The organism is Zhongshania aquatica, from assembly GCF_027257955.1.
Classification (GTDB): Bacteria; Pseudomonadota; Gammaproteobacteria; order Pseudomonadales; family Spongiibacteraceae; genus Spongiibacter; species Spongiibacter aquatica.
The window spans coordinates 1-23,455 of sequence record NZ_JANZNQ010000026.1 but is presented as its reverse complement, the minus strand read 5'-3'; the positions used below and the strand labels follow the sequence as shown (position 1 = coordinate 23,455).

The 23,455-nt window shown below is 46.9% G+C and carries 22 protein-coding genes; 13 read left to right on the top strand and 9 right to left on the bottom strand.

What is annotated here, in order from left to right:
• Position 1 precedes the first annotated feature (1 nt).
• The 6 genes from O9X78_RS17740 to O9X78_RS17715 are packed head-to-tail and all read left to right on the top strand — an operon-like array spanning position 2 to position 7,412.
• Positions 2-1,039 (top strand): Rieske 2Fe-2S domain-containing protein, encoded by a 1,038-nt coding sequence (locus O9X78_RS17740; RefSeq protein ID WP_269621050.1) that lies wholly within the window; start codon positions 2-4, stop codon positions 1,037-1,039.
• Positions 1,032-3,170 (top strand): FAD-dependent oxidoreductase, encoded by a 2,139-nt coding sequence (locus tag O9X78_RS17735; protein ID WP_269621049.1) that lies wholly within the window; start codon positions 1,032-1,034, stop codon positions 3,168-3,170. Before O9X78_RS17740 ends, O9X78_RS17735 begins: the two co-directional genes overlap by 8 nt.
• 1 nt (position 3,171) lies before the next feature.
• Positions 3,172-4,938, top strand: coding sequence for an amidohydrolase (locus O9X78_RS17730; protein WP_269621048.1), 1,767 nt, complete (start codon positions 3,172-3,174; stop codon positions 4,936-4,938).
• Between the two features lie 16 nt (positions 4,939-4,954).
• Positions 4,955-5,734: an SDR family NAD(P)-dependent oxidoreductase gene (locus O9X78_RS17725; RefSeq protein ID WP_269621047.1), complete on the top strand. Its 780-nt coding sequence runs from the start codon at positions 4,955-4,957 to the stop codon at positions 5,732-5,734.
• A 2-nt stretch (positions 5,735-5,736) separates the two neighbouring features.
• Positions 5,737-6,357, top strand: coding sequence for a nuclear transport factor 2 family protein (locus tag O9X78_RS17720; RefSeq protein WP_269621046.1), 621 nt, complete (start codon positions 5,737-5,739; stop codon positions 6,355-6,357).
• A complete protein-coding gene (locus tag O9X78_RS17715) occupies positions 6,357-7,412 on the top strand; it encodes an alkene reductase (protein ID WP_269621045.1) in 1,056 nt (351 codons plus the stop codon). The genes O9X78_RS17720 and O9X78_RS17715 overlap by 1 nt, the downstream gene beginning before the upstream one ends.
• Positions 7,413-8,064: 652 nt before the next feature.
• Here O9X78_RS17715 and O9X78_RS17710 read toward each other — a convergent pair.
• The 4 genes from O9X78_RS17710 to O9X78_RS17695 are packed head-to-tail and all read right to left on the bottom strand — an operon-like array spanning position 8,065 to position 13,663.
• Positions 8,065-8,913, bottom strand: a complete 849-nt coding sequence (locus O9X78_RS17710; RefSeq protein ID WP_269621044.1) for an SDR family NAD(P)-dependent oxidoreductase — start codon at positions 8,911-8,913, stop codon at positions 8,065-8,067.
• Positions 8,891-11,485: a TonB-dependent receptor gene (locus tag O9X78_RS17705; protein WP_269621043.1), complete on the bottom strand. Its 2,595-nt coding sequence runs from the start codon at positions 11,483-11,485 to the stop codon at positions 8,891-8,893. The genes O9X78_RS17710 and O9X78_RS17705 overlap by 23 nt, the downstream gene beginning before the upstream one ends.
• 28 nt (positions 11,486-11,513) lie before the next feature.
• Positions 11,514-12,461 carry an NAD-dependent epimerase/dehydratase family protein gene (locus O9X78_RS17700; protein WP_269621042.1) on the bottom strand — a complete coding sequence of 316 codons (948 nt, stop codon included), beginning with the start codon at positions 12,459-12,461 and terminating at the stop codon, positions 11,514-11,516.
• Positions 12,458-13,663, bottom strand: a complete 1,206-nt coding sequence (locus O9X78_RS17695; protein ID WP_269621041.1) for an NADH:flavin oxidoreductase — start codon at positions 13,661-13,663, stop codon at positions 12,458-12,460. Before O9X78_RS17695 ends, O9X78_RS17700 begins: the two co-directional genes overlap by 4 nt.
• 198 nt (positions 13,664-13,861) lie before the next feature.
• Between O9X78_RS17695 and O9X78_RS17690 the strand changes: the two genes are divergently transcribed.
• The 6 genes from O9X78_RS17690 (at position 13,862) to O9X78_RS17665 (ending at position 18,911) form a co-directional block, all read left to right on the top strand.
• The gene (locus tag O9X78_RS17690) at positions 13,862-14,476 is read left to right on the top strand and encodes a TetR/AcrR family transcriptional regulator (protein WP_269621040.1); all 615 of its coding nucleotides are present in this window, start codon (positions 13,862-13,864) and stop codon (positions 14,474-14,476) included.
• 486 nt (positions 14,477-14,962) lie between these two features.
• A complete protein-coding gene (locus O9X78_RS17685; protein ID WP_269621039.1) occupies positions 14,963-15,361 on the top strand; it encodes a GreA/GreB family elongation factor in 399 nt (132 codons plus the stop codon).
• Positions 15,362-15,489: 128 nt separating this feature from the next.
• Positions 15,490-16,839, top strand: a complete 1,350-nt coding sequence (gene gdhA, locus O9X78_RS17680) for an NADP-specific glutamate dehydrogenase (protein ID WP_269621038.1) — start codon at positions 15,490-15,492, stop codon at positions 16,837-16,839.
• Between the two features lie 689 nt (positions 16,840-17,528).
• Positions 17,529-17,927, top strand: coding sequence for a GreA/GreB family elongation factor (locus O9X78_RS17675; RefSeq protein ID WP_269621037.1), 399 nt, complete (start codon positions 17,529-17,531; stop codon positions 17,925-17,927).
• On the top strand, positions 17,920-18,144 hold the full coding sequence (locus tag O9X78_RS17670; RefSeq protein WP_269621036.1) for a hypothetical protein: 225 nt from the start codon (positions 17,920-17,922) through the stop codon (positions 18,142-18,144). The genes O9X78_RS17675 and O9X78_RS17670 overlap by 8 nt, the downstream gene beginning before the upstream one ends.
• A gap of 11 nt (positions 18,145-18,155) precedes the next feature.
• Positions 18,156-18,911 (top strand): CoA-transferase subunit beta, encoded by a 756-nt coding sequence (locus tag O9X78_RS17665; protein WP_269621035.1) that lies wholly within the window; start codon positions 18,156-18,158, stop codon positions 18,909-18,911.
• Positions 18,912-19,348: 437 nt separating this feature from the next.
• Here O9X78_RS17665 and O9X78_RS17660 read toward each other — a convergent pair whose 3' ends face one another.
• The 5 genes from O9X78_RS17660 to O9X78_RS17640 form a co-directional block, all read right to left on the bottom strand.
• Complete coding sequence (locus tag O9X78_RS17660; RefSeq protein WP_269621034.1) at positions 19,349-19,747, bottom strand: GreA/GreB family elongation factor; 399 nt, start codon at positions 19,745-19,747, stop codon at positions 19,349-19,351.
• 454 nt (positions 19,748-20,201) lie between these two features.
• Positions 20,202-20,750, bottom strand: a complete 549-nt coding sequence (locus O9X78_RS17655) for a C2 domain-containing protein (RefSeq protein WP_269621033.1) — start codon at positions 20,748-20,750, stop codon at positions 20,202-20,204.
• A gap of 101 nt (positions 20,751-20,851) precedes the next feature.
• Positions 20,852-21,262, bottom strand: a complete 411-nt coding sequence (locus tag O9X78_RS17650; protein WP_269621032.1) for a hypothetical protein — start codon at positions 21,260-21,262, stop codon at positions 20,852-20,854.
• Between the two features lie 26 nt (positions 21,263-21,288).
• Positions 21,289-22,524, bottom strand: a complete 1,236-nt coding sequence (locus O9X78_RS17645; protein ID WP_269621030.1) for a tyrosine-type recombinase/integrase — start codon at positions 22,522-22,524, stop codon at positions 21,289-21,291.
• Complete coding sequence (locus O9X78_RS17640) at positions 22,517-22,753, bottom strand: hypothetical protein (protein ID WP_269621029.1); 237 nt, start codon at positions 22,751-22,753, stop codon at positions 22,517-22,519. Before O9X78_RS17640 ends, O9X78_RS17645 begins: the two co-directional genes overlap by 8 nt.
• Positions 22,754-22,880: 127 nt before the next feature.
• Here O9X78_RS17640 and O9X78_RS20945 point away from each other — a divergent pair, with 127 nt between their 5' ends.
• Positions 22,881-23,126: a helix-turn-helix domain-containing protein gene (locus tag O9X78_RS20945; RefSeq protein ID WP_350339241.1), complete on the top strand. Its 246-nt coding sequence runs from the start codon at positions 22,881-22,883 to the stop codon at positions 23,124-23,126.
• Positions 23,127-23,455: the final 329 nt, after the last annotated feature.

Below are 23,455 nucleotides of genomic sequence, written 5' to 3'. Positions count from 1 at the left end.
CATGAATCTTACGAGCGATACAATAGCCAAATCTCATACTCGTCAGTCTTCGCGGGTGAATCTACCAATGCCTTTTGGTTGGTTCCAGGTTTTATACTCTCACGAGTTGGCGGTCGGGACTTCTCTACCGTTATTTTACTTTGATCGTGAGCTGGTAATTTTTCGAACCGAGTCTGGCCTTGCCAAGGTGCTTGATGCGCACTGCGTGCATATGGGAGCGCATTTAGGGTATGGCATACGTGATAACGCTGGCGGTGGCTCACGTGTTGTTGGTGAAAGTATTGTGTGTCCTTTTCACGGTTGGCAATTCAACGGCGAAGGTGAATGTACTAGTATTCCTTATGCAAAAAACCTACCTCCGAGAGTCGATCGTTGTGAAAAATTGATTCCTAGCTGGCATGTTAGGGAATTAAATCAGTGTATTTACGTTTGGTATCATCCAGAAAATGTTGCCCCGCTTTTTGAGGTTCCACAAATTATCGAGGCATCAACGGATAATGGTGATTGGGGTGAGTTGAAAATTCATCAGTGGGATATCGACACCCATATGCAAGAGATTGGCGAAAATGCTGTAGACGCGGCGCATTTTTGTTATGTACATGGTACTCCAGAAATTCCAGAGCCCACACGAAGTGAATTTGATGGCTTTTTACGCCATGGCCTATTTGAATCTGAGATGGTTACGCCTAAGGGGACAATTCAAGGCCGTATAGAAAATAGTAGCACTGGACCGGGCTTGTCAGTTGTGCGTTTTAGCGGTATTTGCGACACCGTTTTGATGGCGAATATCACTCCAGTAGATGCTCATCATTCTCGTGCTCACTATGCGTTTATGCAGCGCGACGGAGGTGGCAAAACCATGGGGCGTGTCGCGCAGGCCATTGTTGATGACATTTGCCAGCAGATGGAAGAGGATAAAATTATTTGGGCACATAAGGTGTTTTTAGAAAAACCACTGTTGTGTGACGGTGACGGACCCTTTGCAAAGTTCCGACGCTGGTATGGGCAATTTTTGATCGCGGATAATCGCGATGTTTAAGGTGATCGAGCTTCGTGAGTGCCGCCATCCTAACTTGATGTCTGAGGGCTCTATTGCGAAATTGAAACTGCGTAATCGCACTATTTTGGCCGCAATGGGTACTGAATTTATTCTCGATGATGGCCGCATTGGTGAGCGGGCAATGGCCTATTACGAGGCCCGCGCGGCGGGCGGCGCAGGCATGATTGTACTGGAAACTAGCTCGGTTGCTTGGCCGTTTGGTATGTCGATGCCAAAAATGCTGGGGCTGTCTAGCGATGAATTTTTGCCAGGATTGCGGGAGCTAGCTCAGCGTGTACAGCGGCATGGCTGTCGTATTGCTGCTCAGCTAAATCATAGTGGCAAAGTGTCTGCGTTTGATGTCGCAGAGGGGCGAGAAATACTCGTTCCATCACGCCCCAAGCGCGCTGCAAATGACATGGGTGACGGTCTAACCATGGCCGAAATGGCAAATTTTGTTCGGTCTGCAGGGCCTGATGGCAAAGGCCCTCGCTACAAGGAAATGGATCAGCAGGATATCGATTGGGTGATTAGCTGCTTTGCCTCTGCTGCCCGGCTGGTGGCGGATGCGGGCTTTGACGCGGTAGAGATTCATGCTGGACATGGTTACTTACTGTCGTCCTACCTTTCGCCCTATGCCAATCGTCGTGAAGATCTCTATGGTGGGAGTTTGGAAAATCGCTCCCGTTTTTTACTTGAGGTGGTTGCCGCAATTAAAGTAACTGTAGGCGATGAGTTTCCGATTATGGTGCGCATCGACGCCCATGAATATCGCACAGAAGGTGGTATTACCATTAATGATGCTGTCATGGTATCTAAAATGCTGGAAGGGGCGGGCTGCCATGCAATTAATGTAAGTGCCTACTCAAATAATAGCGCTATCGGCTTCACTGAGGGTCCGCTGGTGCACGAGCCAGGCGGGTATATCGGTTTTGCTAAAGCGGTTAAGGCTGCGATAAGTATTCCCGTTATTGCTGTAGGTCGTATTGATCCCGATGTTGCCGAGCGATCTATCGTCGCTGGCGACTTCGACTTTTTGGCCATGGGCCGAAAATTATTAGCGGATCCAGAGTTGCCCAACAAACTCCGGGATGGTCGCCAAGGAGAAATCCGTCCCTGTATTTACTGCTATATTTGCGTTAGCCAAATCTTTATTAATCAGCCATTACGCTGCGCGGTAAACCCCGCTGTTGGTCATGAAAATACCTTAGGGCAGATTGTTCCAGCAGAGACTCCGCGCCGAATTCTTGTAGTGGGTGGCGGCCCGGGAGGAATGGAGGCGGCTCGTGTTCTCTCCCTGCGCGGGCACCAGGTTCAGCTTTGGGAAGGGGGCTCGGTTTTGGGCGGTACACTGCGGGTTGCCGCTTTGGCCTATGAGCCTAATGGGCAATTATTGACCTATCTCAAGCACTCACTTTCTGAACAGCAGGTTGCAGTATCATTTAATAAAATTGCGAGCATTGAGAATATTAAAACGGCAGATGTCGATGTGGTGGTGCTGGCAACCGGCGCGAAGCGAAGTGCGCCACTTATCGCGGGTAAAGAGTTACCTCATGTGCTTGATGGCGAACAGTTGCGGGATATGCTGTTCGCTGGTCGCGCGCAGGGCAAATTAACGTGGTATCACCGTGTGATGGTGCGTCTATCACATATGCTGGGACTGAGCTGCAATATTGACGTGCTTAGAAAACTTAGTCATATATACATGCCTTTGGGTAAAAAAATATGCATTATCGGCGGCGGCTTAGTGGGCCTTGAAGTCGCTGAGTTACTCGCTGAACGTGGCCGTCAGGTGACCGTACTTGAGGCGAGCCGAGACTTTGGTAGTGAGTTGAGCGTTGTGCGCCGCTGGCGCGTGCTCCATGACTTGAAATCCTACGGTGTCGATTTGCGTGGGGGGGCAAGTGTGAGCGAGATAACGGCCGACGTGGTTCGTTATAGCCAAGGCGGAATTGACGCTGACGTAGCTACTGACAATGTAATTATTGCCTTGGGTGCAGTGCCAGACAGCTCGATAATGAGCCAGTTATCAGCCATCAATATCGAAACGCATAATATTGGTGACAGTGCCAATATTACCTATATCGATGGCGCTATACGTACTGCTCGTGAGCTAGCCGTTAGGCTCTGACATGAAAAAAGTTGCCGTGCGCTTACTTATATTCACCCTGTTGTTACCAGTAGTCGTGGTGTTTGTTGGCTATTACTATTTGCGTGGCGTTACGCCAGCCTTGCCTCCTTTACAGTTGTTCATCCGCGGCCAGATTTTAACCATGGATAATACCAATCGCATAGTGCCAGCGATGGCAGTGCGTGGTGAGCGTGTTGAAGCGCTGGGCAGCGATGATGAAATTCTGGCCCTGCGACAGCCTGGTACCGTTGTATACGATCTTAACCGGAAAACGCTACTGCCAGGGTTTATTGACGCCCATGGGCACTTTCCTGGTACGGGCCTCAGCGCGGTGGGCACAGATTTAAGTAGCCCGCCCTTGGGTGCCATTCGCAGCATTAGCGATATTCAACAGCATTTGGCGGAGGCAGTAAAAACCGGCAATGACGCGGATTGGTTGTTTGGCTTTGGCTACGATGATTCTCTCTTACGAGAAAAACGCCACCCGGATCGTCACGATCTTGATGCGGTATCGGCGACCCGGCCTATTTACCTGATGCACAGCTCGGGTCATTTGGCAGTTGTGAATAGCGCAGGCCTGCGCCGCGCTGGAGTTAGCGCTGAGACCACCGACCCTGAAGGCGGGGTAATTGTCCGCGAAGGCAGCACCGCACAGCCCAGCGGGCTACTGTTAGAGCATGCGACTGATCTAGTGGCCGCGCAAGCGATGGATTTCTCTAGCCTTGATTTTCTCAGCATGGTGGACGCAGCACGGGATCAATATCTTGCAGCAGGAGTGACTACGCTGCAAAGCGGCGGCGTGGATTCCCGTTTGCTCAATGGCTTGTATTGGCTGTCTAAGTTTCAGCGTATACCTCAGCGAGTCCTCGCCTGGCCATTGGCAGATAAAGTGGAATCGTTGCTAAATAACGGGATACTGAGGCTCGATGATTTTCAGTCGGATAAGTTCTCTGCGTCGGCAATAAAGATCATTGTCGACGGCAGTATTCAGGGGTACACCGCGTATTTATCCGAGCCCTATTACCAACAGCAAGCAGGCACTAGCGATGCAGCTTACCGTGGCTTCTCTCGCTATAAGCAAAATGAGTTGAGCGCTCAGGTCAAAGCCCTGCATTGCAAAAATTACCAGTTGGCGCTGCATGGTAACGGCGATGCAGCAATCGACATGGTGTTAACGGCAATTGAATATGCTCAGCAAGCTTGCCCTCGCGCTGATGCTAGACCGGTTTTAGTTCATGGCCAAATGGCGCGGACGGATCAAATTGTTCGCATGAAAAAAAGTGGAATTACTCCTAGCTTTTTCAGCGCGCACACCTATTTTTGGGGTAATCGCCATCGCGATCAATTCCTCGGCCCTGAGCGCGGTGAGCGGATTAGTCCGCTGGCTGAGGCGGTGGCAGCGGATCTACGCTTCACGGTACATCTTGACTCCCCGGTAGTACCAATGGACATGGCTAGATTACTGTGGAGCAGTGTTACGCGGAAAACCCGCAGTGGCGAATTGCTTGGCACCGAGCAGCGAATTAACACCATGCAAGCGCTGCGCGCGGTGACCATTGATGCCGCTTGGCAAAGTTTTAAGGAGCAGGACATCGGCTCACTAGAAGTGGGCAAGTTAGCTGACATGGTGCTGTTAGATCGCAACCCTTTGGCTAATGATGAAAATTTACTGAACTTCAAAGTCGATCAAGTTTGGATTGGGGGTCGCTGCTATTTTCAACGCGGCCGTAATGAATGTAACGTGATTTCAAATGAATCTCGCAAATAAAGTACTAGGAGCAGTTATGACGAACAGGCTAGAGGACAAAGTGGCTATTATTACTGGGGGCGGTCAGGGCATTGGAGCGGCAACCGCCATTCGCTTTGCGGAAGAAGGCGCAAAGGTGGTGATCTGTAGTCGTCGTATCGAGCCTCTGCAAGCTGTTACCAAAATTATTCAAGATGCTGGCGGTGATTGCCTACCGTTGTCGGTGGATATCAGTGATGAGACGGCGGTTAAAAAGTTAGTTGAGGATACGGTCGCCCATTTCGGCAAAATCGATATTATTGTCAACAATGCAGTACTGATGGTGCCTGGAATGTTAGCTAATCACAAAACTAAGGCGTGGCATCAGAACTTTCAAGTGTCCCTCGATGGCGCTATGTTCTTAATGCGAGAATCATTTAAGCAGCTACGCGCTAATGGCGGGGCGGTTGTTAACGTGTCTTCTGTATGTGGTCTTGCGGGCTCCATGGGGACCGCCGGTTATAGCGCAGCCAAAGCCGCAATGATCTCACTGACCCGCAATGCTTCAATAGAATGGGCTCCAAAAATTCGTTGCAATGCTGTAGTGCCGGGGGCATTTCTAACGCCGGCGCTGGAGTCGGTAAACCCTGATAAAGATAGTCAAAAAGCCACAGGTAAAACGATTCCCTTGCAACGTATTGGTGACCCTCGCGAATGCGCAAATGCGATTCTATTTCTGGCCAGCGATGAAGCCTCATACATTACTGGCTCAGTTTTGCCGGTAGACGGTGGCCGTATGGCTGAACTCAATACCGGTGCCGCAGCTTGGGGAGATTAACGATGAGTACTTCTTTAGAGCAGCGTATTGATCGACTGGAATCCTTGGACGAAATCCGTCAACTGGTAGCCAAGTATTCCTTGTCATTGGATATGCGTGATCTCGATGCCCACGTGAATTTATTTGCGGAAGATATTCGTGTGAGTCGAGAGCACAGTGGTCGCAGTCATCTAAAATCCTGGGTGGACGACACCCTGCGTCATCAGTTTACTGGAACCTCCCACCACACTGGCAATCATATTATCGAATTTAAAGATCCGGATAATGCCATTGGCGTGCTGTACTCTAAAAATGAGCACGAGTGCGGTGGCGAGTGGGTGATCATGCAAATGCTGTACTGGGATGATTATCAACGTATTGACGGGCGTTGGTTTTTTCGACGACGTTTACCCTGCTACTGGTACGCCACTGATCTAAATAAGCCGCCGATTGGCGATATGAAAATGCGCTGGCCCGGTAGAGAGCCATACTATGGCGCATTTCACGAGCTATTTCCAAGCTGGAAAGAATTCTGGCAGAACAGCCCCGCAGACACGCCTGAGGTTGCCGAGCCGGCACCGATCGACGAGTTTTTAACACGCATGCGTCGCGGCAGCCCCGCGCCTAAAATTAGGGTGAGATAATGCAATTACTAAGTCCTGTAAAACTCGGCAGAATAGAGTTGGCAAATCGTGTCGTTATGGCGCCGATGACCCGCTCCCGCGCTGATTCACAGAGTGATATGCCGAGCCAGATAATGAAGGACTATTACGCGCAGCGCGCTGGTGCGGGTCTTATTATTACGGAGGGCTGCCATCCTAGCGCGGAAGGCAAAGGCTATTGCCGCACGCCGGGTCTGTATACGCAGGCACAGCAAGCTGCGTGGGGAGAGATCTGTGATGCAGTACATGGGCGTGGTGGCAAAATAGTACTGCAGTTAATGCACTGTGGCAGGGTGGCTCATAGAGATAACAAGGCGGCAGGGGTAAGAACCGTTGGCCCCTCAGCGATTGCCGCTCAGGGCAAAATTTATACTGATGCGGGAATGCAAGATTTTGTGAAGCCGGTGGCGATGAGCCTAGGCGATATTGAACAAACCATTGCTGATTACGTAGCGGCGACAAAGATGGCTTTTGCCGCTGGTTTTGATGGTGTTGAATTGCACTGCACTAGTGGTTACCTACCGGCGCAGTTCCTGAGTACCGGCACTAATCACCGTGATGACCAATACGGCGGCTCATTAGAGAATCGTTTACGCTTCGTCATTGAGCTAATAACAGCGATGACTGTGGTAGGCGGGGCTGGGCGTGTGGGTATGCGAATTTGCCCTGGTAATCCATTCAATGATCTCCATGACAATGATCACTGCGCGACATTTGCTGCATTACTTGACGCCATCGAGACAATAGGCTTGGCGTATTTGCATGTTATTCGAATGCCCAAAATACAAGATAATATTGCTTTAGCTAAAGCGCATTTTAGTGGTCCTCTCATTGTGAATGACAGCTATAGCCAAGAAACCGCGGAAGCAGCGCTGGTAGATCCCCAAATCTCCGCAGTATCATTTGGCCGCGCGTTTATCGCGAATCCCGATTTACCCTTGCGTTTTGCTGGAAATCGTCCGCTCGCTGAATTCAACCCGCGGTTACTGTATTCGCCTGGGCCAGAGGGTTATAGTGATTATCCGATGAGCCGATGAGTCAGTGAAAATAGTTTACTGGTTGCCTCGTAATGCAGTTAATATATTTTCTTATACGATAGGTGTCTGTAAAAAATCATCACTTCAATCTCAAACCGCTCGGACTAGTGCTATGAGTGCCGGTTTTCGAGTTTTGCCTTTTCTAGATTGCTTGCGATAATTTTATTGTAGTATTTTTTATAACCGCAGAAAATTAATTTTCAAAATTTTTAAAAAAAAGAAGTAGTATTATTTTTTAAATTTCTACTAAATTGAATCGCGTGATACTAGCGAGGAATACCCCTGAGTATTACTGCGCCGCGCTGATGTATCAATTAGGCCGATCGGATTAGCTTATGGGTAGCTGTGCGAGTGGGGCTGTATCTTGTCGGCGATTACTGTTATATGCAAGGAATCGATTGACGTTGACAAAAGTGGAATTAAGTTCGAGGTTTCAGTGTCTTCATAGCATTAATGAGATAGACGAGAATATCTTTCTTACCACTGCTTGGCTGCTGACTATGCTGACATAGCAATACCTTGGCGGAATTCTGGTTTGATGGGGCACAATGTAATCATTATTTGATCTCTTGTGGTGAGAGGGATCATTGATGGTAACTGTAAACGAGTGTCCACGATTGGAAAAATCGCCACAGAATTACTTTGTCTTGCATTATTTGGATTTTTCAAAGAATTTGGCCAGTAATGATCCTAGTAAGTTTGGCATTACAAGAGCAGTGTAATACAAGATATGGGCATCTATGCCGATTCTTAACTGATTTCGTTTTTTTCGCGCAGCATGTAAAATTTTATTAGCAACAACATCGGCCTCTACGCCCCAGCGTTTAGCAAGCGCGTAATTTTTCTGCGCTTGTTCCATATTGTCGGACTCCTGCAGGGTTGCAGTCATCATATCTGTATTTATCGCGCCGGGATGGATAGTCGTTACGCTAATGCCGTCTGGGGCAAGTTCCGCTCGAATTGCCTCGCTGTAGGCAAGTACTGCCGCTTTACTTGAGCTGTATGACGCTTGACTTGGTAAACCGTAATAGGCGGCCATGCTGGATAAGTTAATGATCTGCCCGCTGGTTGAATTCCTGAGCAATGGTAGGAACACGCTGCAACAATTAACCGTGCCCCACCAATTAACATTAAAGACGCGCTGCCAATCTGCCTCGCTGTGATTCGCAGCGCTTCTTTGCAGAGTAATTCCAGCATTATTGATGAGGAGGTCCAGTTTGGCATGCTTTACGGACACTTCACCTTCTAGTGTTTTAACCGCTGCAATGTCACCTATATTACAAGTATGAGTGCTTACCTCAACAGGGTAAGGCTGCAGTTCAAGGGCAATGGCTTTGAGCTTCTCTTCGTTTATATCGACAAGTGCCAAATGGCATCCGACGGAGGCGAGCCCTTTCGCTAAGGCTGAGCCAAGGCCTCCGCAGGCGCCGGTAATGAGTGCAGATTTGCCGTTGAAATGACTTTGTAAAGTAGCGATTTTAAAACTCCTTTCGTAGTTCAATACCAAAGGTGCGTGGATCCCCTAAAGCGCGAGTGAATGTGCCAAGAGATTCAGCGGTACCTACAGCGCCAATGTCATAACGTTTGTCGGCTAGGTTTTTAACGAAAGCAGATATACGCAGATCACTCATGGGGTCATTCCAGCTTAATCGCGCATCGATCAAGCTGTATGCCGACGCATATATCAAATCGGGGTTACTTTTAGCGACCTCCCATGAGCCGGCGTCTAAGCCCATATAGACTTCACTTTTATAACTTACGTCCACGCGGGGCGTGAATAATCCAAAGTCCGTGACGAATGTATATTGCGCGCCTATTGATGCTGACGTTTCAGGGGATACTGCAAAGTCTTCCTTGGACCGGTCTACAGGAACAAACTCGCCTCGCAACGCGAGAGCTGCTAGTTCATTGTCCATAAACTCATCGTATTTATAATTGTTGTTACTATATGTGAAGCTAAGCATCATGTTTTCACTGGGTAGCCAGAGTACCTCTAGTTCGCCGCCGTCTATCGTAGATTCGCCGGCATTTTGTGAGGTCACTACGAGTGAATTCGCTGAATCCACGTTAACGGTAATTAACTGCATATTGGTAAAGGCCATCGAGTACAGTGCGATATTCATGCGCAATGAACGTTCGAGTGCGTCAATTTTTATGCCGATCTCTCTGTTCTCCAGCTCTTCAGGCGCTACCTCAGTCAAGCCGTCTACACCGCTGGGCTCATGGAAACCCGATTTAAAACCAAAGCTCCATGTGCCATAAACCATGGCTGAAGAGAGGATGCCATCGTCGAACCATTGTTCTGGAAGAATCCATGCAGCTGAGGTCATTGGCGTGAATTGGCGGAACGTACTGTCTTTACTGTCGTAGGTTGGAGCACCTAAGGGGGCTTTGATTTCGCCAGGGAAATAATTGTTTAGGATGTCATTAGCTATTTGGATCGGATCTTCGCTCCATAAGCCAGCGTAGTATGCAACGCCCATATCAGGTACAACAGGTATAAAGCGAGGATTAACGCTGCTTAGAATGCTAAGTGTTTCTGGTAAATCTGCGGAGCGAGTTATTAAGTCTGACTTGCGAATTTCCTCTGTGTAACGACCGCCAAGGGTCCATTCGATGTTATCTGTAATATGCCACGTAGCCTGTGTGAATGCCGCATAGGTTTGGCCGTTAATATCGAAGTCTTGAAGGGTTGAAAGCGGCAGTAATCCTCCGATCAAGGGTGTTGCGTCGGGTAAATTTAGGGAATTTAGAAGGTTGGTTATTCCGGATAGATCGAGGCCTGCTTGACCCGCGGCCAAACCGGCTAAGTTCGTTGCCTTCGCGCCGACAAGTGGATTGCTGGTAAGGAATCGCTCGGATTTGTACTCGTCCTGCCAGAAAAAACCAGCCGTATAGTCAAGGCTGCCATCGAAGGCAGTTCCATTTAGTTGAAATTCAAGGGTTAGTGATTCTTGAAGGCTGTCGTCAAGTACGAGTGCTCTGAGGAAAGGTTGGGGACCGCCATCATCAGCTGCTGTCTGGGGACCGAACTTTATGGCATCACGATAACCGATAATCGTTTTCAGTGTATTGTTTTCGTTAATTTCCCAGTCTAGAGTGCCCCCTAAAAGGAGGATGTCCTGGGCTTTAACAGCGCGGAAGCTGTCGCCCTGGTTGGTAGTTAGGTCTGGTAAATTATTACGATTGTTTGCGGCGCAATTATCTCGATAAGCACTTGGGTTATTCGGGTCGGTATCGCCTGACCACAGTATCCCTAGGCCGTTAACAAAGAGCGCGTCCTCGTTGATAAGTTCACAATGATAAGAAGGGTATTTTTCGCGAACTTTACCATAGAAGGCGAGGCCGTCGAGTGTAATATTATCAGCGGCATCCCACCGTAGCTGACCAATTGCCGACAAACGATCGATACTTTGGTTATTATCTGAACCGATATTGTTTAGAAACCCATCACGACGACGACTGCTAAGTGAAACTCGGCTGAGGAGCTTATCGGCTATCGGAAGGTCAACTGCCGCGCGCACACTTTGTTCATCGTAATTGCCCATTAGTCCTTCAACGAAACCCCCGAACGTGTCACCAGGTTTGGTTAAGTTAAAAACCAGTGCTCCGCCAGTATTGTTCTTACCAAAAAGCGTGCCTTGGGGGCCGCGCAGCACTTGGACGCTTTCGATATCGATTGTATCCAGCAGTTGGCCATCTGGACGAGGAATAAAAATGCCATCGATATAAACACTGACAGAAGGGTCAAATCGTGCCATATGTGCACGCTGGCCGATACCACGAATGAAAATTTGTGGTGAAGTGCTGTCGTTTATTTGCAAGCTGGGTACTGACTTGCTTAGTTCCTGTGTGCTCATAATCCCTTGTTCACGAAGCGAGTCACCGCTGAAGGCAGTAACCGCTACAGGAGTTTCTTGAATGTTTTCGGAACGTTTACGTGCTGTGACGATAACTTCTTCAATTTGGCGTCTCGACGTAGACTCTTCGCTGCTGCGGTTGTCCTGCGCATAGCCGGGAATTGTACTAGCAGAAAGTGCTAGCGACAGTGCCAGTAGCTTGTTGTGATTCATATTGCACCAATCCTATTGTTGCGAGTTATTATATTTTTGCCAATGCGTAGGGCAGTAGGCGATTTAAAAGTGGGCGTAAAGGTTTAAGTCCAATGCGTAGCGGGCGCATGCGGGCGGCCATTTCTTTCTCGTAATCTTCAAATGTGTGATGCTGAAATTGCAGTAGATGCTGCGCTTCCTTGGAATCCATCCAGTGGGTGTAGTAAAGCCCTTCGGCCATTGCGTTGTATGGAAGCTTTAGAGAAAGCGCACTGAAAGCCGTTTTTATAAAACGATAATGATCGATTTGGCAGTGCTTCCCGCCCCCGATTAGCAATATTTTGCGATCTGCTTCTGGTGAGCGTGCAGCATTGCACATGGCTAGTGCAACGTCCTTGGGATGAACAAATTCTAGTGGTGACTCCGGGTGAACGTTGAGTAATTCGTGAAGTGTGGCGCGATCGGCTTTTAGCGTACGCGCGTCTACAGAAACGCCTACCCGCAAAATAACCCACGATATACTTGAGTGTTGTAATGCCTTTTCGATCGTTAGTTTGTGGCGCGTGTAATTGTCGCTCGCTGCAACGGTGTCCGATAGACTTTTAATAGCCTCTCCAGGCAGTGATTTTCCGAACACGGTCACTGACGAAGGAAAAATAAAGCGTGGTGATGTCGAGCATGTTTCCATGCTTTCTATTAGGCTCCGGGTTGCAGTGACATTAATGGTCTCTGCTAGTTCGGGTTGGTTTTCTGAAAGTGGCGGAAGCAGTGATGCGTTATGGATGACTGCGTCGATACCCTCTAATAGTTCTGGGTGGGCCGTAGCGTCGCAAATATCACCTAATATGACTTGGCAGCAATTTTGGTACCGCCGTTTCATTCTTCGATTCTTGGCGTTGTCTAAATCAAAGCAACGCAGTTTATGGCCCTGCTTCAACGCTTCTTCAATGCACATCAGCCCGAGATTGCCAAAGGCGCCGGTAATAAGGATGTTCATAGTGCGGTGGCGTCCATAAATTGGGGGCAGTGGATACCTTGAGGGCTTTCAATTGTACCTACGCACTGATTGCAGTGCGTGCAGCGGCTTTTGAAACGTGGCTCCATAGCAAGCTTCTGGGGGAGGTCTGGGTCGGCCAAAAGTGTGCGACCTAATTGGATGAAATCGAAGCCGGCATTCAATATTTGTGTAAAGTTCTCGCCGCTAGTGGCGCCGCCAATATAGACAAGCTTGCATCCTACGGCGTCGCGAATCCGTTTGGCCTGCTCTAAAAGATACATTTCGTAGAAGGGTAGGCTGGGAAACATTTTTTTACCCATTAATCTCAATATGAGCCGCATTACTCTATTCCGTTCATAGCGAAGTAATGCGGGTAGAATGCTGTCGCCACGAAACATCAGCATGGGGTTCATTGTGCTGGTCCCGTTACTGGGGATAATGGCGTCAATGCCTGCTGCATCAAGTGCCTTACATATTTCCAGTGAGTCGTCGTAGTGAAGGCCGCCCCTGCGGCCCTCAGACATCGTTATCTTGGCGAGGATAGGGAAGTCGTCGCCGACTTCGGCTCTCACAGCGGCGAGAACCCGAAGTGGGAGCCGAAGGTGGTTTTCTAAGTTGCCACCATAATTGTCTTTACGATGATTGGTGAGGGGGCTGAGAAACTGGCATAGGCCATAGCCATGGCCGAAGTGAATTTCGAGTGCATCAAAGCCCACTGATATCATGAATTTCGCGGCGTCTCTATATGCATCTACCATGCTGTCGATGTCCCTTAACGACATCGCATCGCAAAACCACATGCCTTCCGTAAATCCCAGCAAATTCAAACCACCGCTGGCGCCTTTAGGGCGGCCTTTCAATGTGTGATTTTTAGAAAATGCGCCGCAATGCCCCATTTGGCCCGATACTTTGCAGTCGTGTCTTTTAATTCCTTGGACGAGCTGAGCTATTTCGCTGTGAAAGTCTTCATGCATTGTAAGCATATTGGCATTCAGGCGGCCGGCGTTTTCGACCGCGCAGTAACCTATGGTTGTCATTGCGACACCGCCATCGGCGAATCGCTTGTGGAAATCGATCAGGCCTTGGCTAGGAATGCCATTAGGGCTCATGTTTTCAAAGGTACCGGCTTTGATTAGTCTGTTCTTCAGCTTAAGTTTGTTCAGACTTAAGCTGCTGAGGGCTTTGGTTCTTTGGGCTGGCATAAGGCCTCTTAATTATTGTTAACCGGCGGCTTGGCAGTGTCGCCTAATATTAAAAATGTATGTTATATAGTCATATTATATAAGTTAATTATATGGAATGTAAAAGGGCCGCTCTGTATACTTCATGCTGGTCAATTTAAAGTGGGAGCTATCTTGAGAAAAGACGTCTCAAGTCCGAAAAGAAGCGGTGCTAGGGCCGTGGCCACTAAGCCAAAACGGCAAACTCAGGCTGAGCGCCGAGAGGCTACTCAAGCTATGGTGTTGGAAAGTGCCTGCCGCATTTTTGGCGAAAAAGGCTTCGCGGATACTTCTCTCAAAGATATCGCTGATGATCTAGGGCTTACTATTACGCCTATATATCATTATTTTGGGAATAAGCAGTCGTTGTTCTTGGCGGTTACTGAGGCGATGGAGCTTGAGTTCACGAAGCAGATCGAGGAATTTTCGTTTAGCACCGGGAAGATAGATCTCATAGAAATTTGGGATATGCTGATCGAAATGACTCAGCGTCCAAATTTTGTTCGAATAGTGTTGCGCGATGCGCCTATTATCTTGGGGCGTGAGCGCTGGGAAAATACCAGCGTTGTTCAGGCGGTATCTAGAATATTTCAAGACCAATTATCGCTTTTATACGAGAGCGGTAGCTTGGCCAAGCCATTGTCAGAGAAGGATGTCGTGCTTCTGCAGCGGATGTTGATTGGCTGTTTTTCTGAGGCGGCATTAATGCTTGTAGTTAACCCTGATTATGATAGTCGGCCTTTGATGCTGCGGGTGTTGACGCTTTTCGGTGGGATGAGTTCTCAGGAAGAGTAATTTAGTGGTTGCCCAATGCGGAGTCAGTTTGCCGTCTATAAGCTGATTCGTGCCTCAGAATTCTCGGAACGATATTGTTCTGCTTTTGCGTATGTACTCTTTCAAGTTAAATACTAACAAGTGTACTGAACATAGTTATAAAAATTGTGGCGTAATAAAACGTGATCGATGTCAATTATGAGAGAGTGTTGCTCACGTTTTATTTTTATATCTGTGTAAGTTTTAAAAAAATAAATAACAGAACTTTTCTGGCTGATAAGGTAACTTGACAAAAAATATTGCGGTGCGATACTGTCCGTATTATGAATAGTTATACTTTCCAAACTTCCTTCCTATTTCAGGCGAAAAAGCCTGCAGTCACTTGTGCCCGACATGTTGTCGGCGCTTAAGAAAACGTCTTAAGCGCCTAATTAATTTTCACAACATAATCTTTATGCCGCCGTGGGTTAACGTGCTCATGGGGGTATTTTGCTGCAGGTGAGATTTATGATTCTCGAAAATACCGATGACATCGTCGTAAAAAGAAGTGATTACAAGCGTATCGTTCAGCTAATAATGAGTTCATCGCTCGACGTGAGGGATAGTCTTGAGAATGAAATGGCAAGGGCCCTCGTTTACAACGATGAGGTGTATCCAAAAGACGCTGTATGTATTGGCTCTATTGTTGAGTTTGTTGACCTGACGACAAAAGAAGAAGGAAGAATAACTATTGTTCTTCCGAGCGAAGCGAATGTTAAGGAAATGAAAGTATCTGTACTTTCGCCCTTAGGTGCGGCGCTTATTGGTTTGAAAAAGGGTAAGACAATAAATTGGGTTATGCCTGGGGCTCGGGTCACGGAGCTTAAAGTTAATAACGTCATTCATCCTGATGAAGAGGTGAGGTAATGGGCGTTGCCAATATGGACAGATATTCTGTGTCCGTCGTTAGTTGGCGTTCGTGATCTTAAGAGGTGCCTTTACGCAAGGTAGCCTAAAAGCATTCTATATCTGATCATAGTAAAGGGAATTGTTAAATGAAATCACAGTTAGATGAAAAGCTGCAGGCTATTTACCAGGAAGTGCTTTACCGAAATCCCGGAGAAGCGGAGTTTCATCAAGCTGTGCATGAAGTGCTCGAAACATTAGGACCTGTGCTAGGGAAATATCCTGAATTTGTCGATAAGAAAATCATTCAGCGTATCTGTGAACCTGAGCGACAGATTATTTTTCGTGTCCCATGGCGTGATGATCGAGGTGAGATTCAAATAAACCGCGCTTTTCGAGTTGAGTTTAACAGTGCATTAGGTCCATACAAAGGAGGAATGCGTTTTCATCCTTCGGTTTACTTGGGAATTATAAAGTTCCTGGGTTTCGAGCAAACATTCAAAAATGCGCTAACTGGATTGCCGATAGGCGGAGGAAAGGGTGGTAGTGATTTTGATCCAAAGGGCCGGTCGGACAGTGAGATTGAGAGCTTTTGTCAAAGCTTAATGCTCGAGCTATATCGCCATATTGGCGAGTACACAGATGTGCCCGCAGGTGATATCGGGGTGGGCAGTCGCGAGATTGGTTATTTGTTTGGGCAGTATAAGCGAATCACCAACCGCTATGAGTCCGGCGTGATTACGGGGAAGGGGCTTGATTGGGGAGGTAGTCGGGCAAGGAAAGAGGCTACCGGATATGGCGTCGTGTTATTTACCCACGAGATGCTCAAATCTAAGAGTGATTCGCTGGCTGGCAAAAAGGTAGTTGTTTCTGGATCTGGCAATGTTGCAATTTACGCAATAGAGAAGGCGCAGGAGTTGGGCGCGACGGTCGTGGCTTGTTCGGATTCAGCGGGCTTCATACATGATGAGCGCGGACTCAATCTAGAAACGATAAAGCGTATTAAGGAGGTTGAGCGGCGGCGTATTAGTAGTTATGTAGAGTCGCATAAATCGGCGCGTTATGTTCCGGGGTCTTCGATATGGGCTATACCTTGTGATATTGCGCTACCTTGTGCCACGCAGAATGAGCTGACAGGGCGAGACGCGAAGGTCTTAGTTGAAAACGGATGTAGGGTAGTTGCGGAAGGTGCAAATATGCCGACCACCCCGGAGGGGGTTCAGCTATTCCAGTTAGCGGGGATTTGTTTCGCTCCAGGTAAAGCGGCTAACGCCGGAGGTGTAGCTACATCGGCGTTAGAGATGCAGCAGAATGCGAGCCGTGATTCCTGGTCTTCGGAATACACCCAAAAGCGTCTCGAAGACATTATGGTAGACATACATGCATCATGCTATGAGACAGCAGGTGAATTTGGTGCCGAAGGGGATTATGTTGCTGGTGCGAATATTGCGGGTTTTCTTAAAGTAGCACGTGCCATGTCTGCTCTGGGTGTTATATAGCAATTCATCGTAGTTGTATGCTGGGTAGTGTTTTTTGTGGCTGATAAAAAGTTAGGCTCTTTGTAGTGGCATAGTGATGTAATGAGCTGGCTATATATTTCGAAAGAGATAGATTCGATGGTTAGGGTTCGAAAAGCATTTTCGGTGTAATCATGATTCGTGGTTATTATATCTATATGGCGTGGCCGTTAGCCTTCCTCATTTAGCCGGATGTAGCTTCTCGTTATGTTCGGGAAAAATAATGAATTATTCATAATAGAACTTCGGAGTAACTTCAGAAGATATTCATTACTGATGCGTGGGGTTAGCTGTTGTGGGTGCAGATTAATATTGTTGACGTTGGTAATATAATTTCGATAATAGGTATAAAATAAATTCTCGATTGTATGCGTTAATTGGGGATGTTGAGTTATTAAATATCGTTTGTGTCTAATAATGAAAATTAACTTGCCAAAGTTATAGAAAGTAGTATTCTCATTCCATGAGAAAATCATCCAATACAATTCAGCAGCTGTATTTTAGCGTGCGAGAATTTCATCCTGTTAGCGCCTTCCTCACTATCGGCGGTTAAGAGCAGTACTGTCTTAATCGCCCGAAAATAATCTACTAAATAAGCGAATAGCTCGGCGTATAGCGCATTGGGGCTTATGTTTCTATTGCCATTGATTTTTATTCAGTGAGGCGTAGTTATGTCTTCTCGAAATGAAATTATTATATCTGAATCAGATTACGAAAAGTTGTCACTGCTTGTTAACGTCAGTCGATCGGAGGCCGCTGCCGATCTAAAAATAAAAATCCGTACGGCAGAGGTTTATCCTGACACTTTAATGCCAGGAAATATTGCAGCGCTTTATAGTCATATTTACGTCAGAGACGTTAACACTGGTAGTAAGCGCATGGTAACTCTTGTAATGCCATGGGAGGCAAATGTTACCAAAATGCGTATATCCATTCTGTCACCGGTAGGTATTCTGCTAATAGGAACTTCCGATGGTGCAGTGATTGAGTGGCCGTTACTAAAAAATCGATCTAATAAGCTTGAAGTTGTAGGGATATGGCGTGCTGAGAAGGGGTTGCTCTATGCATAACTTGCGATTCTGGAATAATGCGGTTGGGTTGATCGAAAGCTTGGAGTCAATTAATAGTGGGGGTAGCGATTGCTGCATGGAAGATGTGTTGAGCGAATTTAGTGAAACTTATCATGGCTATTTTGATCCCCGAAATGCGCTTGAGGAATACATGTTTGTAGCGCTCGTGGAGTGTGTAGTGCGCAATGTATCGTCACAGGGTTGCGAACTGTCATGAGTAGCCTCAGTATGAAAGAAATGCTTGTTGATATCATGATTTGTGCAAATGCGAATGGTTACGCTGCTGATGGCGAAGTTCTGGTTACTCCGATCGGATTGTTACCTCGAATTGCGGCAAGCCTTGCGATGAAAAGCTCAAATCCAGACATGATGATGACTGACTCAGAGTGCTGGATGTTGGCTGAACCTAATCCAGTTGGGCCTCGTGGGACATGCCTACAAGCGAATGAAAATTGGATGGGATTGTCTAGGATTTTTGACAATGTCTGGAGTGGAAATCGACATATCACGTGTAGTCCTGTTCAAATTGATCGTTTTGGTCAGGCTAACGTTTCAATAATCGGCCCCGACTATAGCGCGCCTGAAGTGCAGATGCTGGGTGTTCGAGGGTTCCCCGGTAACTCTATTTGTCACGCAAGTACTTATTTTATCCAATCCCATAATCGCCGGGTTTTTGTTGATGGGGAGTGTGATTATGTCTGCAGCATAGGGTATAACCCCGATCGCTTGCCGCGGGGTTATACTTTTAAAGATATCGATCTAAGGCAAATTGTTACCGATCTGTGTGTTATGGACTTTGGTGGAGAAGGTAAAAAAATCCGCGTGTGCAGTTTACATGAAGGTGTTTCGCTGGAGCAGGTTAGGGATAGCACCGGCTTTGACCTTGTTACTTCTGACGAATTGAAAGTAACACCGAGACCACGTGAGGCCCAGTTGGAGATTATACGGAATATAGATCCATTCAATCTAAGGTATAAACAATGATTCAATTGCCATGCTTGGCTATTAATTTCTGAGAAAGTGGCCTTGCCAAGGCTCGCTAGACAGGTGCTGTCTCTTGAAAAGTACGCGGCTCGAACACTGACAATGTTGGATTTGTAAAATTACCTGACTTTAGGGCAGAAATAAAAAAAGGGCGTCAAATATGACGCCCAATTTCTTCGATTTAGGATAAAAGGATAGATGAACCTTTTTTATTTCTTTTCGCCTGCTTATCACGACGCTTTTCTTTTAAGCTTTTTAAAGGAGTTTTTTTATCTGAAACCTTTAGTTTGTCTTTGCTCATTTTATCACCTATATATTATCGGTTAATAAATTAACTCAACGATGCCACCTTTCGTTGATTGTTACGTAGGATTGTCTCATCGCACGCGTGGTGGCAAATTGAAGTCTTCAAGGCAAGAGCCCTCCTTTTTTCCAAATTATGGGTTTTGGTTTACGGAAATAATACAAAATGGACTTTTGGTATTACCCAAAAACAAATTGATAATTTCCCCACGCCGTAGTCCAATCAAAGCCGAGCCCAATGGCGACATAACACTGATCTTTCCTTGTGCCGGGTCACTATCCTGAGGTAGTGTCACGAGAAACGAGGCCTCAGAAAAATCCTGCATATTCATTAGGCCAACTTTTGATCCGACTAATACAGTGCAGTCAGTGAAGATCCTTGTTGGCACATCGTATATGCCCTGCAATTTCTCAAGTAAACTTGCTAACTCAACTGGTCGAAGCGTAATCGGACGAAAACTCACTAATTTTTCGTAGTCTTCTTTAAGCCATGATATGAATTGGCGAACATCAATACATTTTTTTGTATCCACAATACTCCACCCATAGAGATGCGCTGATTTCCGGCGCACGCCAGAAAAATTAAACACACAGGTCTGTAGTATTTTTCCCGGATGTAACTGAACGTTACATCCGGTTAAATGAGGAAGGCCAGAAGGGGCGTCTTGGCGCGGATTGAAGAGATTTTCATAATAAAATTAAAAACCTAATTGAATTTCAGAGATGAGTATATCCATTCTAGTATCTTTAACAAGCTCATTAAATTTTATTTATGACGTTATTCTGCTAAGCGATCATTCAACCTGATGTGGACTAGAATATACAGATCGATTTTAAGAAAAAATGATATATAAAAAATATACATAGCAATAGGTGGACCTAAGCTTTACCTGGCAACACGTATACGATTTGGTTTATTTAGGGTTCACTGTCGAACCACTGTGTGGCAATTCGATTGTGTAAGTTCATGCTTTTTGCTGCTTTAGTTCAATATGATTCGTTAGCCTGCTTCAGCTTGTGCATCAAGCCTTGTGCTAAGGGCAGTGTCAGTTCGGTGGGGAAGTAAGTGTAGACCTGTGTTTGAGACGAAACCCACATAACAATCTTTTCAATAGTATTGCCTTCGCCTTCGAGTGCCAGTTCAATCAGTGAATCTAAGTAGGTTCTTGATCCTTGTCCCAAAACCAACAGGTAGATCGACCGTGCAATGCAGTGTAGCTCACGCTCAGTAAGGACCTTTTCGGGAATAAAGCTTGGCTGTAGTGGTAACTCGGTTCTTACGCCAATGGCCACTTCTAGCCGTATGTCATCGAGGTGTTGAGTCAGTACCTCGGACGCGTATTCCAATAGCATGTCAGCACGCCCGACTTCGATGTGGGTGAAGCGAGACATTAGCCATGATTGTACGGCTTGTTCATTATTCGATTCGTGGCCAGTACCGAGAATAGCGACTAAATCATCGTTGTAACAGGTCGAAAGACGGCTGTTGATTACCTTTGCTAGTGAGCGGGCAGTTTCTTTGGTTAATGTGTTCATAGTGTCTCCTGTTGGCATATAGCGCCATCATCCTTGTTCCGTATAAATTGGTGTTGTCGTTAATCGATATTCAATTTGGAGCAGGGCATAGCCATTCGGGGCTACCAGCCGCCGCCAAGCGATTTATGTTCTAGGTATTTGCGGACCTTCAGCGATTCGCCGTTTTGAATTGCTTGCCACGTTGTCCGGCCGTCGTAGTTCTTATTGTTTGTGTGTACATACTTACTTGGCTCGTTTCTGGGAAATAGCACCTGCAGTAGCTGATGGATAACGAGAACATTGCTTAGTGCTTCATCAGCGATGTTAGCCAGAAATGCCGCTATGTCTCCCTGAGGCACTTCCCATATGTTCAGTATGCGTTCGGCGAGGATAAGTGCGGCACTGCGTGGAAGCCCTAGTACAGCGTCATCGGGATCATCTGCAAGATGTACTGGTACTTTGATGTTGAGTAAGCGCATATCACCTAGGGTGAGCATAGCGATAAAGTTTGTATCGTTCGTTGCATTGGTCATGAATATTTCCCCTTATCCCTACTGTGTTATTGGGCTGCGTGCCGTTCATCCTGTACGCCAAGCATTTGCTCAAATGCGGAACCGTCCTGTCTTGTCAGGTTGGGTATATACCGTGAGTACACTTTGAATAGCATTTCGGTGCTGGCGTGGCCGAGAAACCTTGCTACCCACTCCGGGTTTTCACCGGAAGCCAGTAATAGTGTGGCAGCGGTATGACGGGTTTGATAAGGCCGTCGCATCTTCAGGCCTAGATGGCGGAGTAGGGGATACCAGACACGCTTAGTAATATTGTTGTGGTCTAGAGGCTTGCCTTCGGTATTGCAGAAAACATAAGGACTGAGTTTGCCGGTTGCTTGATATTGAGCCTCTAGTGCAGCTTTAACCGGCCCTAGCATAGGTATATCCCGCTGGCTGCCGTCAGTTTTGGTGTATTCGGTCTTGCCTTGAACCAATGTTTCTCTGATAGCGATCAGTCCGCGCTTAAAATCGACGAACTCCCAGCGAAGCCCATCGATTTCGCCGGTACGCATGCCCGAGTAAAAGCGCACCGAATAATAATTGCGGTAATCCTCGCGAACGGATTCGATGATGCGGTTAACCTCGATTAAGGAAAATGGCTCAACGTGACTACGCTGGAGTTTGAGTGGCTTGATGTTCTTGTAGGGGTTCTCAAAGGAATAGCGATCTGAGGCCTCTTCCAAAATGGCCTTCAATAGCGCCATATGAGTATTGATGGTCTTGGCTGCAATCTGCTCTTTACCGCCACGGCCGGGCTTTGATGCCAGTTTAGAGCGGAACTCAAGAATCTCTGCTTTGCTAATATCGGATAACACGCGCTTGCCGAAAAACTTGATCAGTGAATTTGAAAGCACCGATTCAATATTGCGGGCATGGGACGCACGCCATTCTATCTTCTTTTCGGTTTGCCATTGGCGTGCGAAGATTTCAAATAGCGGTGCTTTCGTTGAACTCTTCGAGGGGGCATCCGTGTTTTGTGTCCGTACAAGCTGTGTTTGACTCGTATTTGCGTGGTTAGGATCTACCTCTAGGAATTTCTGAATGTTTTTGCTGCCGGGGAAAAACTCAGAATAGTTGAACTCCCCAAGCTTTATTCGGGCTTCTACTTTGTCGAGAAGTGCTTGCACCTTCTTGCGGTTTTGCTGGTTGTCGGGAAGTGCGGTTTGTTCTCTGAAGCGAACTCCGTGAAAGTGGAAGTCCAGCAGTAATTTCCCGTTTTCCTTTCGAGCCCTAATATTACCCATGACACACTGCTCCGTTAGCCATAGGGATATCCATTTCACCTATATGGCGTCCGCTAAGCATCTCTTCTTCAACTGCTTCCCACAGGTATAGGATTTTGCGTCGACCGAAAGGCTTGATGTAATGCTTGCCCTCGAGTAACACGCTGTCGTTGAGTTGTTGCCGAATGGTGCGTACGTCATATTTGATACGTTCAGATAGTTCTTCGGTTGTAAGGTATGTCGTAGTCATGCACTTCTCCTTGGCTCATGTATGATTCAATAGGCGCTTAAGTGAATCATATTGCGCTAAAAAGAATCAGTCAAGCGTTAAAATGCTCATTTATGATTAATTTGGTACACTGGGTGCATTATTGGGTGTGGTAAGGGTTGGCTTTAACGTGATTCGGATATTGTTTAAACAGCTTCTAGACGAAAAATCGTTTCGCGAGAAAAGGCGGATAACGGTCGGAGAGGTATCTGAGGTCACTGGTATAAGTAGAGCTACATTGACCCGTGTTGCTAATGTTCCCGGCTATAACACCAACACGGATACCATAAATGCACTATGCGTTTATTTTGAGTGCGAACCGAAAGATTTACTGCGTTATGTCGAAGGGGGTTAAGCTAAGGATTTCGTTAGGTCACGTATATTAGGCGTAAACCTATATGCTTACCGCTTTTGAATTTATTGTGTCTGCGATTGGTAAAAAGCGGACGCTCAGAAATCCCGAATCGGATGGAAGTTGGTAGATTTTTCTACAGCATCAACGTTTACAGCAGAGGCAAACATGTAGCGCCAGCGGAATGTTTGTCCTGCTGGCTGTACTTGTGTACGCCCAGCATGGGCATGAACTAATGAGGTGAAAGTCCTCTGTAGGAAGGTCACCATCCTTAGCGATTTATGATCGTTATTAGATGTTAACTACTAGCGAATGGCAAGGGCTTGACCGCG

Coding starts and splice junctions, on each gene's coding strand:
- O9X78_RS17655 (WP_269621033.1), bottom strand. CDS start 20,750: ATGAACACATTAACCAAAGAAACTGCCCGCTCACTAGCAAAGGTAATC.
- O9X78_RS17700 (WP_269621042.1), bottom strand. CDS start 12,461: ATGAACATCCTTATTACCGGCGCCTTTGGCAATCTCGGGCTGATGTGC.
- O9X78_RS17670 (WP_269621036.1), top strand. CDS start 17,920: ATGCATAACTTGCGATTCTGGAATAATGCGGTTGGGTTGATCGAAAGC.
- O9X78_RS17740 (WP_269621050.1), top strand. CDS start 2: ATGAATCTTACGAGCGATACAATAGCCAAATCTCATACTCGTCAGTCT.
- O9X78_RS17730 (WP_269621048.1), top strand. CDS start 3,172: ATGAAAAAAGTTGCCGTGCGCTTACTTATATTCACCCTGTTGTTACCA.
- O9X78_RS17725 (WP_269621047.1), top strand. CDS start 4,955: ATGACGAACAGGCTAGAGGACAAAGTGGCTATTATTACTGGGGGCGGT.
- O9X78_RS17715 (WP_269621045.1), top strand. CDS start 6,357: ATGCAATTACTAAGTCCTGTAAAACTCGGCAGAATAGAGTTGGCAAAT.
- O9X78_RS17650 (WP_269621032.1), bottom strand. CDS start 21,262: ATGACCAATGCAACGAACGATACAAACTTTATCGCTATGCTCACCCTA.
- O9X78_RS17645 (WP_269621030.1), bottom strand. CDS start 22,524: ATGGGTAATATTAGGGCTCGAAAGGAAAACGGGAAATTACTGCTGGAC.
- O9X78_RS17720 (WP_269621046.1), top strand. CDS start 5,737: ATGAGTACTTCTTTAGAGCAGCGTATTGATCGACTGGAATCCTTGGAC.
- O9X78_RS17665 (WP_269621035.1), top strand. CDS start 18,156: ATGAAAGAAATGCTTGTTGATATCATGATTTGTGCAAATGCGAATGGT.
- O9X78_RS17735 (WP_269621049.1), top strand. CDS start 1,032: ATGTTTAAGGTGATCGAGCTTCGTGAGTGCCGCCATCCTAACTTGATG.
- O9X78_RS17640 (WP_269621029.1), bottom strand. CDS start 22,753: ATGACTACGACATACCTTACAACCGAAGAACTATCTGAACGTATCAAA.
- O9X78_RS17705 (WP_269621043.1), bottom strand. CDS start 11,485: ATGAATCACAACAAGCTACTGGCACTGTCGCTAGCACTTTCTGCTAGT.
- O9X78_RS17695 (WP_269621041.1), bottom strand. CDS start 13,663: ATGCCAGCCCAAAGAACCAAAGCCCTCAGCAGCTTAAGTCTGAACAAA.
- gdhA (WP_269621038.1), top strand. CDS start 15,490: ATGAAATCACAGTTAGATGAAAAGCTGCAGGCTATTTACCAGGAAGTG.
- O9X78_RS17675 (WP_269621037.1), top strand. CDS start 17,529: ATGTCTTCTCGAAATGAAATTATTATATCTGAATCAGATTACGAAAAG.
- O9X78_RS17685 (WP_269621039.1), top strand. CDS start 14,963: ATGATTCTCGAAAATACCGATGACATCGTCGTAAAAAGAAGTGATTAC.